This is a genomic window from Nocardioides sp. (genome assembly GCF_030655615.1).
GTDB lineage: Bacteria > Actinomycetota > Actinomycetes > Propionibacteriales > Nocardioidaceae > Nocardioides.
Window position 1 is genome coordinate 1 of the sequence record NZ_JAURVJ010000040.1, and the last position, 9540, is coordinate 9540.

General features: G+C 74.5%; 11 protein-coding genes. All 11 read right to left on the reverse strand.

What is annotated here, in order from left to right:
• The coding region (locus Q7T52_RS03435) for a PHP domain-containing protein (RefSeq protein ID WP_304799415.1) at positions 1–620 on the reverse strand (620 nt) is incomplete at its 3' end.
• A 118-nt stretch (positions 621–738) separates the two neighbouring features.
• Positions 739–2307, reverse strand: a complete 1569-nt coding sequence (locus Q7T52_RS03440; RefSeq protein ID WP_304799417.1) for a DNA polymerase Y family protein — start codon at positions 2305–2307, stop codon at positions 739–741.
• 7 nt (positions 2308–2314) lie between these two features.
• Positions 2315–2980: a hypothetical protein gene (locus Q7T52_RS03445; RefSeq protein ID WP_304799419.1), complete on the reverse strand. Its 666-nt coding sequence runs from the start codon at positions 2978–2980 to the stop codon at positions 2315–2317.
• Between the two features lie 122 nt (positions 2981–3102).
• Entirely contained in the window at positions 3103–4089 is a 987-nt protein-coding gene (locus tag Q7T52_RS03450) for a hypothetical protein (RefSeq protein ID WP_304799421.1), read from the reverse strand.
• Between the two features lie 32 nt (positions 4090–4121).
• Positions 4122–4793: a hypothetical protein gene (locus Q7T52_RS03455; RefSeq protein ID WP_304799423.1), complete on the reverse strand. Its 672-nt coding sequence runs from the start codon at positions 4791–4793 to the stop codon at positions 4122–4124.
• A 59-nt stretch (positions 4794–4852) separates the two neighbouring features.
• Positions 4853–6229 carry a ribosome biogenesis GTPase Der gene (der, locus tag Q7T52_RS03460; protein ID WP_304799425.1) on the reverse strand — a complete coding sequence of 459 codons (1377 nt, stop codon included), beginning with the start codon at positions 6227–6229 and terminating at the stop codon, positions 4853–4855.
• Complete coding sequence (locus Q7T52_RS03465; RefSeq protein WP_304799427.1) at positions 6226–6984, reverse strand: 1-acyl-sn-glycerol-3-phosphate acyltransferase; 759 nt, start codon at positions 6982–6984, stop codon at positions 6226–6228. Before Q7T52_RS03465 ends, der begins: the two co-directional genes overlap by 4 nt.
• A complete protein-coding gene (gene cmk, locus Q7T52_RS03470) occupies positions 6981–7661 on the reverse strand; it encodes a (d)CMP kinase (protein WP_304799429.1) in 681 nt (226 codons plus the stop codon). The genes Q7T52_RS03465 and cmk overlap by 4 nt, the downstream gene beginning before the upstream one ends.
• Before the next feature lie 11 nt (positions 7662–7672).
• Positions 7673–8059, reverse strand: a complete 387-nt coding sequence (gene aroH, locus Q7T52_RS03475; RefSeq protein ID WP_304799431.1) for a chorismate mutase — start codon at positions 8057–8059, stop codon at positions 7673–7675.
• A gap of 98 nt (positions 8060–8157) precedes the next feature.
• Positions 8158–8544, reverse strand: coding sequence for a glyoxalase/bleomycin resistance/extradiol dioxygenase family protein (locus Q7T52_RS03480; protein ID WP_304799433.1), 387 nt, complete (start codon positions 8542–8544; stop codon positions 8158–8160).
• Positions 8545–8619: 75 nt separating this feature from the next.
• A complete protein-coding gene (locus tag Q7T52_RS03485; RefSeq protein ID WP_304799435.1) occupies positions 8620–9402 on the reverse strand; it encodes an AraC family transcriptional regulator in 783 nt (260 codons plus the stop codon).
• Positions 9403–9540: the final 138 nt, after the last annotated feature.

Consider the following 9540-nt stretch of genomic DNA (forward strand, 5'->3'; position numbering starts at 1 on the left):
CGGTCGAGCGCTGCTGCCGCCGCGCGCTCGTCCCCCCGGGCGAGCGCCTGGCGCACCGCCCCCTTGCGGCACCCGGTGAGCACCACCCAGTGACCGCGTCCCTGCTCGCCGAGCTGGTCGAGGTCGTAGACGGGCCGGCCCTTCTCGTCACCACGCAGGTGCGCCTCGGTCATCGCCCCGGACAACCGGTGGTAGCCCTCGACACCGCGCGCGAGCACCAGCAGGTGGCTCCCCTCCGGGTCGGGCACGCCGTTCTGCGGGCCGCTGAGCCCCAGCGACAGCTCGGCGCCGTAGACGGTCAGCAGGTCGTAGGCCGCCGCGGCCTCGGCCAGCATCGGCGCGCCGTAGAACCCGTCGTGGTCGGTGATCGCCAACGCGTGCAGCCCCAGCCGCACCGCTTCCTCGACGAGCTCGGCCGGCGAGCTCGCCCCGTCGAGGAAGCTGAAGTGGCTGTGGCAGTGCAGCTCGGCGTAGGGCGTCGCGTCGCTCGGCCGCAGGATCGTCCGCGCCTCCGTCGCGCCCCGCTTGCGGCGCGAGACCGGCGCGTCGTCGGCACCCGGCAGCCCGCTGAGCCGCGCCTCGAGCTCCTTCCACTTCATCGATGGGTTGTTCCAGCCCATCAGCCACCACCCCCCTGCACGGACGTCCCCACGGTGGTCGAGCCGGGCGAGCCCCCGGCGAGCCCGTGTCGAGACCCCCGCAGGCGATGGACCGGACCCGGTCCGCTCCTACGCCCCATCAGTCGTAACCCGCTTCCAACGTCCAGCCGTCCGGCGCCCGCAGCAACAGCCACGCCCGCCCGTCGGCGCCCACGACCTGGAAGCGCGCGGACAGCCCCGCGCCCCCCGACCACCACGACTCGTCGACCGGCCACGGTCCGGCCCACGCCGAGACCGGCTGCCACGGCAGCACCCCCGCCCCCAGCCGGAAGCGGCACGGCTCGGACGTCACCACGCCCCGCTCGGTGACGGCCACCGACCGCCCGCCCTCGTCGACCACCTCGGCGAGCGGCGGGGCGGCGAAGACGCGCACCGGGGCCGGGCCGGGCACCCGTCCGGGCCAGGGCCGGTCGACCGGACGCAGGTCGACGGCGCGCTCGCCCCAGGGCACGAGCGCCTGGCGGGCGGCGGGGTGGCGACCGCCCTGCAGCACCGGCCGGCGTACGGCGTCGAACCCGACCATCCCCTGCACCCGCGCCACGCCGCGCTCGACGAGGTCGTCGGCCGCGCCGCCCCACAGCGCCTCGCCGTGGGCGGCCGCCGGCTCCACGACCTCGGGCACGAAGCGGACCCGGTCGATCGGCGCGCGCACCGCGCCGGAGTCCTTGCGCGAGCGCACTCCAGAGCCCGCGACCCCCGACTGCAGCTGCCAGTGGACGCGGTCGACGAGGTCGCGGGGACCGAAGTGACGCGGGTGCAGCCAGGTGCGCCGCGAGCACACCGCCCCGTCGGACTCGGCCTCGATGCGCACCCCGGTGACGACCAGCTGGTGGCGGGCGAGCTGGGAGAGGAACCGCTCGGCCGTGGTCCGGACGCTGAAGGTGATCGCCTCGACCGAGTCGAGCGGCGGCTCGAACGCGACCTCGGCCTCGAGCTCGGGCGGCGGGGTGCGCGCTGCGAAGAGAGCCGGGTCCTCGCCCCTGGCCCGGCGCCAGACGGAAGCGCCGTAGCGTCCGAGCCGGTGCTCGACAGCCTCGCCGGGCAGCGCCGCCAGGTCGCCGAGGGTGGTGAGCCCGAGCCGCTGCAGCAGGCTGACGACCTCGCGCCCCTGGGCGCCGTCGCCCTCGAGGACGTGGACGGGCAGCGTGCGCAGGAAGGCCCCCGAGCCACCGACGGGCACGACCTCCCAGCCCTGCACGTCGGCGGTGCGCGCGGCCTGCTCGGCGGTGAAGAGGTCGTCGGCGACCCCGATCCGCAGGTCCCACACGCCGATCTCGACCAGCGCCTGGCAGACGGTGGCCGCCGCGTTGGCCTCGGTGCCGAACCAGCTGCCAGGGGCGCGTACGGCGAGCAGGCCCGGGCGCAACGCGGCCACCCCGGGTCGGAGGTCCTCGACGGTGGCCAGGACGGGCTCGAACGCCCGCGCGTCACGGTCGGGGTTGGCCGCCAGCAGCTCGAGCTCGGGGCAGCGGGCCTGGGCGTCACGACGGCGGTGGCCGCGGCGCACGCCCTCGGACCGTGCGGGGCCGTTGCACACCTCGACGATGTTGGCCGACAGGACCGCGGCCGGCGTGCGCGGTGGCTTCTCGGCCTCGGCGAGACCGGCGACGACCGCCCAGTCGGGGCACCAGACCACGAGCACCCTCACGGGGTGGTCACCCCGACGCCTCGCGCAGGTCGGCCAGCACCGGCGTCACGACGCGGACCCCGGGCCAGGTCAGCTCGGCGCGCTGGGGCGGTCGGGCACCCCGGCGCACGACGACCCGGGCGTGACGCTCGTGCAGGCGGCCACCGCCGGCGACGGGACCGGTCCAGCGCGACTCCTCGATGCTCACCCGCGCCTCGACCCGGGGCCAGTCGCCCCACACGACCAGCACCGCCGCGCGGGTGCGCAGCCGCGAGTCGAGGATGCCGGCGGCCCGCGCGTCGACCGTTGCCGGCGGCCGCAGCACCACGACCCGCAGCACGTCGACCAGCGCCGCCGTCACCTCGAGCCAGTGCTCGCCCGGGTCGGGCACCAGCACGGTCCTCGACAGCTCGACGCCCAGCTCGGACGCGGCCTCCGCGCCGAAGTCGGGACACCCCGCGAAGCCCACCCACTCGCCCGCCTGGGACGCCCCCGCGGCCAGGGCGAGCGCGAGCCCGGCCGAGTCGACGCCGTAGGTCGCCCCGGCGTGCAGCGGCACCAGCTCGGCCAGTCCGGGCAGCGTCGCGACCTCGGCCCGCGCAGGCTTGCGCTCCATGGCGGCCACCCGCTCGCGCAGCTGGTCGACGACCGACCGGGCCGGGTCGAGCGGCGTCGGAGCGGGGCGGACGGGCACCCCGTCATCTTCGAACATATGTTCGAACGGGTCAAGTGGCAGTCCGCCGCGAACCTAACCCACCGGGGTCGACGAGGTCGCGCCGGCAACCGCCCCGAGACCACGCAGCCGCGGCACCGCGCCTACTCCACCGCCCCCGACCCGTCCGTCACCTTCAGCGAGGACGTGTCCACGGCCACGAACGCCGACGCCGGGATGGTCCCGAGGTCCTCGATCAGCGTCTCGGGCCAGGCCCCGTTCTGCTCGCCCTGGAAGAACCACGGGGAGCCGTTGTCGGCGAGCACGAGCCCGTAGGTCTTCATCGCGGCCACGACCCGACGCGCCGGCGCACCCAGGCCGGCCGCCGACCACGACGCCTTGAGCCGGAAGCGGGCGCCCATCGGCGGGTAGGCGAGCGAGTTCTGCGAGCCGGCGTCGTGCCGCGCCGGCCACAGGTGGTGGCGGCTGGTGACGTCGGTGGTGAACCGGATCGCGTGGTCGATGCGGTCGGTGCGCACCTCGTTCCAACGGAGCAGCCCCGGCAGGATCGGCAGTCCGGCGGCATCGGCCGACGTCCAGCCGTCGGGGCGCAGCTTGTTGGACCGCAGCGACCAGACCGCGCCCGAGCCTGCCCGCCACCGCCCGCCGACCTGACGCGTCCCGTAGAGCTCGTAGAGCCGGCAGGTGCCCTTGTCGACGATGATCGCGTGCCGGTCACCGTCGGACCTGCGGCCTCCCTCGATCCGGGTGTCGCGGCCGAGCGGGTAGCGCACCCGGTCGCTCTCCGAGGCGTGGTCGAACCTGACGGGGACCTTGCGGTGCCGGCGTCCCACCACGGTGACCGGGGTCCCGTAGTCGGGCCCGTCGCCGTAGGACGGGCCGAAGTCGGGGTGCAGGTCCGTGTCGCTGGTCGGTCCGGCCGCCATGCGCGACAGCCACTGGCGGCTGCGGGCGTGCACGGGCAGGCCACGCACGTCGGCGTGCCACCAGCTGTCCGAGGGGAACTCCGAGCAGGCCGTGCCGGCCACCGCGCCCCGGCGTACCTCCGCGTCCGCAGGCACCGAGGCCGCCGTCAGCCCGCCCAGCAGCGGCAGGACGACGAGGGCGGCGGCGAGGCGGGGGGCGCGCATCGATCCACGGTACGCCGGGCGGGCGGCGGGGGTCAGGCCTTGCTGGCCACCAGCGTGAGCACGTCGGTGGTCACCTGGAGCAGCGCGGCCTCGTCGAGGTCGCTCGCCTGGAGGACCGACGCGCGGACGATGGTGTCTCCCACGAGGACCAGCCCGATGGACTGCAGGCCGTCACCGCTGCCGAGCGGCGAGGGACCCACCGTGACCTTCGCCCCGTCACCGACGTCGGAGACGTCGGTCTCGACGGGGTCCTCGATCGGACCGACGGCGGTGTTGGAGATGTTGGCCTTGGCCCCGTCGAACCCGTCCGCGAAGTCGGAGGTCGGGAACTCCTCGAGGAACACCGACGGCAGCCTCGGGTCGTCGAGCGCGTAGTTGCAGCCCCCGCCGCCGGGGGGCACCTCGGCGGTCCCGGTGCCCTCGCCGAGCGCCGGCGCCATCTCGTCGGCGGTGATCGCCGAGCAGTCGGCGAAGCCCGCCGAGGTCCCGGCGGCCCCGCCCTGGCCGGCGTCCTCGGTGTCGCCCTCACCGGGGTCGGCCGGGTCGGCGTCCTCGGGTGCGTCGGCCGCGTCGGTCGTGTCCTGCGACGTGTCGTCCGTCCCGGTGCCCCCGTCGTCGTCGGAGTCGCCGCCGCAGGCGGCCAGGGCGGGCAGGCTGAACAGGGTGACCGCGGCGAGCGCGGCCAGCGAGCGGGAGGGGCGCATGGGCCCGAACCTAGGCCCGGCGGGCCTGGGTGGGGAGTGGGGAAACGTACTAACCGACGTCAGCGTTTGCGCTTCTCGCGCACCCGCTGCGAGAGGATGATCGGCGTCCCGGCGAAGCCGAACTCCTCGCGCAGGCGACGCTCGATGTAGCGCTCGTAGGACGCCTCAAGCTTGCCGGAGGTGAAGAGCACGAACATCGGCGGCGCGGTGCCGGCCTGGGTGCCGAAGAGGACCTTGGGCTGCTTGCCGCTGCGCACCGGGTGGGGGTGCTCGGCGACGAGGCGACCGAGGAAGCCGTTGAGGACGCCGGTGCTGATGCGCGTCTCCCAGCCCTCGATGGCCTTGTCGATGGCCGGGCCGAGCCGGTCGACGTGCCAGCCGGTGCGGGCGGTGACGTTGATGCGCGGTGCCCACTGCACCTGGACGAGGTCGCGCTCGATCTCGCGCTCGAGGTAGTAGCGGCGCTCGGCGTCGACGAGGTCCCACTTGTTGAAGGCGATGACCAGAGCACGACCGGCCTCGCGGACGGTCTGGAGGATCCGGACGTCCTGCTCCGAGACGGGCTGGCCACCGTCGATGACGAGCACGGCGACCTCGGCGCGGTCGATGGCGGTGGTGGTGCGCAGCGAGGCGTAGTACTCGTGCCCCGAGGCCTCCTTGACCCGCTTGCGGATGCCGGCGGTGTCGATGAAGCGCCACATGCGTCCGTCGAGCTCGACGAGTTCGTCGACGGGGTCGACGGTGGTGCCGGCGACGTTGTCGACGACGACGCGGTCCTCACCGGCGAGCTGGTTGAGCAGCGACGACTTGCCGACGTTGGGCTTGCCGACGATCGCGATGCGTCGCGGGCCGCCGGGCTCCTTGTCGCGGTCGGGCGGCGGCTCGGGCAGGGCGTCGAGGATCGCGTCGAGCATGTCGCCGGACCCGCGGCCGTGCAGGGCCGAGACGGGCCACGGCTCGCCGAGCCCGAGGTTCCAGAGGCCGTAGGCCTCGGCCTCGGTGCGCTGGTCGTCGACCTTGTTGGCGGCCAGGACGACGGGCTTGCCCGACTTGCGGAGGATCTTGACGACCTCCTCGTCGGCGTCGGTGATCCCGACGGTCGCGTCGACGACGAACAGCACGGCATCGGCGAGGGTCACGGCGACCTCGGCCTGCGCGGCGATCCGCTGCGCGAGGCCGCGGGCGTCGGGGTCCCAGCCGCCGGTGTCGACGACGGTGAACGCACGGCCGTTCCAGTGCGCGTCGTAGGGCACGCGGTCGCGGGTGACGCCGGGCACGTCCTCGACGACGGCCTCGCGGCGTCCGATGATCCGGTTGACGAGCGTCGACTTGCCGACGTTGGGCCGGCCGACGACCGCCAGGACGGGGACGGGTCCGTCGTCCTCGACCGTGTAGTCGTCGCTGTCGACGCTGTCGACGCCGTCGTTGCTGCTCATCGTGACTTCTCCGTGACACCCCCGCCGGGGTCTGGTTCATGTTGGCCCGCAGGAAGCGGCCCGGGGAGCGAACGCCCGGTCGCGCGGATGGATTCCTGCAGGTCGGCGAGCATCCGGGCCCGCAGGAGGCGCGAGGCCTCCCCCACATCGTCCCGCGTCCGGGGCCAGGACACCGCATCGACGGCGTACGGCGGGCAGAAGACGAGCTCGATCGTGCCCCGCTTGCGGGGCAGCGACGACGAGGACCCGCCCGGCTCGCGGGTGCCGAACATCATCAGCGGGACGATGGTCGCGCCGGTCGTCAGGGCGAGGTAGGCCGCACCGCGGTGGAAGAGCTCGAGCTCGCCGGCCCCGCGCGCCCCCTCGGGGAAGATGCCGACCACGCCGCCCTCGCGGAGCACGTGGACGCTCGTGCGCACCGCGCGGGGGTCGGTCGCGAAGCGGTCGAGCGGGATCTGCCCGGCTGCGGTCAGGAACCGCCCGAGGAACCCCCGGAACATCTCGATCTTGGTCAACGCGTGCACCGGACGGGGCGCATAGATCGCCATCAGCGGGCCGTCGATGACCCCGATGTGGTTGGCCGCGATCACCACCGGCCCGGTGGCAGGCACGTGCTCGGCACCGTGCACGACGACCTGGTAGCGCCGCCGGATCAACCAGGCGCAGAAGGGGCGGGCGCCGTGCAGCAGCCAGCGGCGGGGGCGGCGTACGCCGTCGGTGCGCGGGCGCTGCTCGTGTACGGACCCGCCCGTCACGAGGCGGGCTCCAGCGCCTGCTCGACGAGGCCGACGAGCAGGGAGATCACCTCGTCGAGGGTGAAGGGCGTCGTGTCGACGTGCACCGCGCCGTCGGCCTGCACCAGCGGTGCGGTGGCGCGACCGGAGTCGATGCGGTCGCGCTCACGCAGCACCTGCTCGGTCGCGACGACGTCGGACCCGCCCTCCTCGAGCGCGCGTCGTGCGGCCCGGGCAGCGGGGTCGGCGGTCAGGTAGGCCTTGACCTCGGCCTGCGGCCACACCACCGAGCCGATGTCGCGGCCCTCGACGACGATGCCGCCGTCGCCGATGATCTGGCGCTGCAGGTCGAGCAGGCGGCGTCGTACCTCGGGCACGACGCTGACGGGTGAGACCGCCCGCGTCACCTCGTCGGTGCGGATCGCGGCGCTCACGTCGACGCCGTCAACGGCGATCGTCGGACCGGTCGGGTCGGTGCCCGACGCGAGCACCATCTGGCGCATGTGGTCGGCGACGGCGTCCTGGTCGTGGATGTCGACGCCGTGGCGCAGCATCCACCACGTGACGGCCCGGAACATGGCGCCGGTGTCGAGGTAGCGCAGTCCCAGCCGCTCGGCGACGCCCCGGCACGCACTCGACTTGCCCGAGCCCGACGTGCCGTCGACCGCCACCACGATGCTGTTGAGGTCTTCGGTCACGGACCGTGATCCTACTGCTCGTCGGGGACGGACCGGACGCGCGTCAGGTCGCTGCGCAGCGCGGCGGCCCCGTGCAGGTAGCAGTGGGTGATCTCGGCGCGCGGCAGGTCGGTCTCGACGTGCGCCATCATCCGCACCACCCGCGGCATCGACCCCTCGATCTCCAGCTCGCGCGCGCAGATCAGCGGCACGTCGCCGAACCCGAGCTGTCGCGCGGCGTAGGCCGGGAACTCGCTGTGCAGGTCGGAGGTCGCGGTGAAGATCACCGAGATGAAGTCGTCGACCTCCAGGCCGTTGGACGCCATCACGTCGAGCACCATCTCCGAGACCCGCTCGAGCATCAGCTCTCGCTCGTCCTCGTCGAGCTGGGTCGCTCCCCTCACCGCACGCACTGCCATGCCCTCAGGCTAGTGCGCACGGTGGTCGAGCCGGTCGGCGCGCTGGCGCCGTCCGTGTCGAGACCACCGCAGCCGAGCCACCCGACCCCACCGGCTCCTCATCTCGGCTGATAGCTCCCGAACGACCAGTGGTTGCCCTCCGGGTCGCGCACGCTCCCACCCCGCCCGCCGTAGTCCTGGTCGACCATCGGACGCTCGACCGTCGCCCCCGCGGCGACGGCGGCGTCGAAGATCGCGTCCGGGTCGTCGACGACGAGGTACGCCGAGGAGCGGCCCGGTGCGGTGACCGGCGAGTCGTCCCGCGCGGAGCCGGCCATCAGCCCGCCGCCGGCCCAGACCCACTCGCCGTGCACGACGACCGACGGGTCGGCCTCGTCGCGGTGGGCCGCGTGCTCCCGGAACCCGATCGCGGCGAGCCACGCGCTCATCACGTCGACGTCGCGGAAGCTCATGCTCTGCCAGTGCTTGATGTCCTTGGTCTCCATGACCTCAGCCTGGCTGCTCGTCGGTCTCGGCGTCTTGGACGGATGGGAGCCCTTCGTGGCTCGCGGGCTCGCGCCTCACGAACCCTCTCGTCGCTTCCACTCCGTCGGGCTGCACCCGGCCAGCGCCACCCACTCCCGCGTGAGGTGGGACTGGTCGGCGTAGCCGCACGTCGCCGCCACGCCCGCCAGCGGCACCCCGGTGCGCACCAGCGCGTGGCTCCGCTCGAACCTCGCCAGCCGCCCCCACTCCTGCGGGCTCACCCCGGCCTCGGCCCGGACCAGGTCGCCGAGGTGGCGCCGGCTGAACCCGACCTCGTCCGCCACCTCCGCCACCCGCGCACCGCCCGTCAGCCGGGCCAGCGCCCGCCCCACCTCGGCCCGTGGCCCCGGTGCGTCGTGACGGGCGAGGGCCTCCACGAGGGCCCGGACGACCATCGCCTCCCAAGTGGCGTCGGCGGACTCGTCGGCCACGTCGGCCACGTCGGCCTCGGCCAGCCGGTCGGGCAGGTCACGCAGTGCCGGGTCGACCTCGCCCACCTCGACCAACTCCCCCGCCAGCTCGGCTGCCGGCACGCCCAGCAGCGCCCGCGCCCCGGCCACCGTCAGGTCGAGGTAGACGCCTCGCTGCCGGCTCCCGTGGTGGATCGCCGCAGGCACCGGGTGCAGCCCCGACACGTTGGCCCAGAACCGCTCGCGGCTCCCGGCCTCGTCCCCCCACCCCACGTCGAGCGGCTCCCCCACCGGCAGCACCAACGTCAGGCTCGTCGACGGCATCCCGATGTGCACGCCGGGCTCACCGACGACGTCGTACGCCGCCAGGCTCGCGACGTAGGGCGCCAGCACGCGCGGCACGCTCATGCCGTCACGCTACGCCCCCGACGGCGGCTGAGGTGCGAGCGCAGCGAGCCCTCCACGGCGGCTGAGGTGCGAGCGCAGCGAGCCCTCCACGGCGGCTGAGGTGCGAGCGCAGCGAGCCCTCCACGGCGGCTGAGGTGC

Bases quoted from the DNA above. Each gene is read 5' to 3' on its own strand.
- Q7T52_RS03480 (WP_304799433.1), bottom strand. From the start codon at position 8,544: ATGGAGACCAAGGACATCAAGCACTGGCAGAGCATGAGCTTCCGCGAC.
- aroH (WP_304799431.1), bottom strand. From the start codon at position 8,059: ATGGCAGTGCGTGCGGTGAGGGGAGCGACCCAGCTCGACGAGGACGAG.
- Q7T52_RS03485 (WP_304799435.1), bottom strand. From the start codon at position 9,402: ATGAGCGTGCCGCGCGTGCTGGCGCCCTACGTCGCGAGCCTGGCGGCG.
- der (WP_304799425.1), bottom strand. From the start codon at position 6,229: ATGAGCAGCAACGACGGCGTCGACAGCGTCGACAGCGACGACTACACG.
- Q7T52_RS03450 (WP_304799421.1), bottom strand. From the start codon at position 4,089: ATGCGCGCCCCCCGCCTCGCCGCCGCCCTCGTCGTCCTGCCGCTGCTG.
- Q7T52_RS03455 (WP_304799423.1), bottom strand. From the start codon at position 4,793: ATGCGCCCCTCCCGCTCGCTGGCCGCGCTCGCCGCGGTCACCCTGTTC.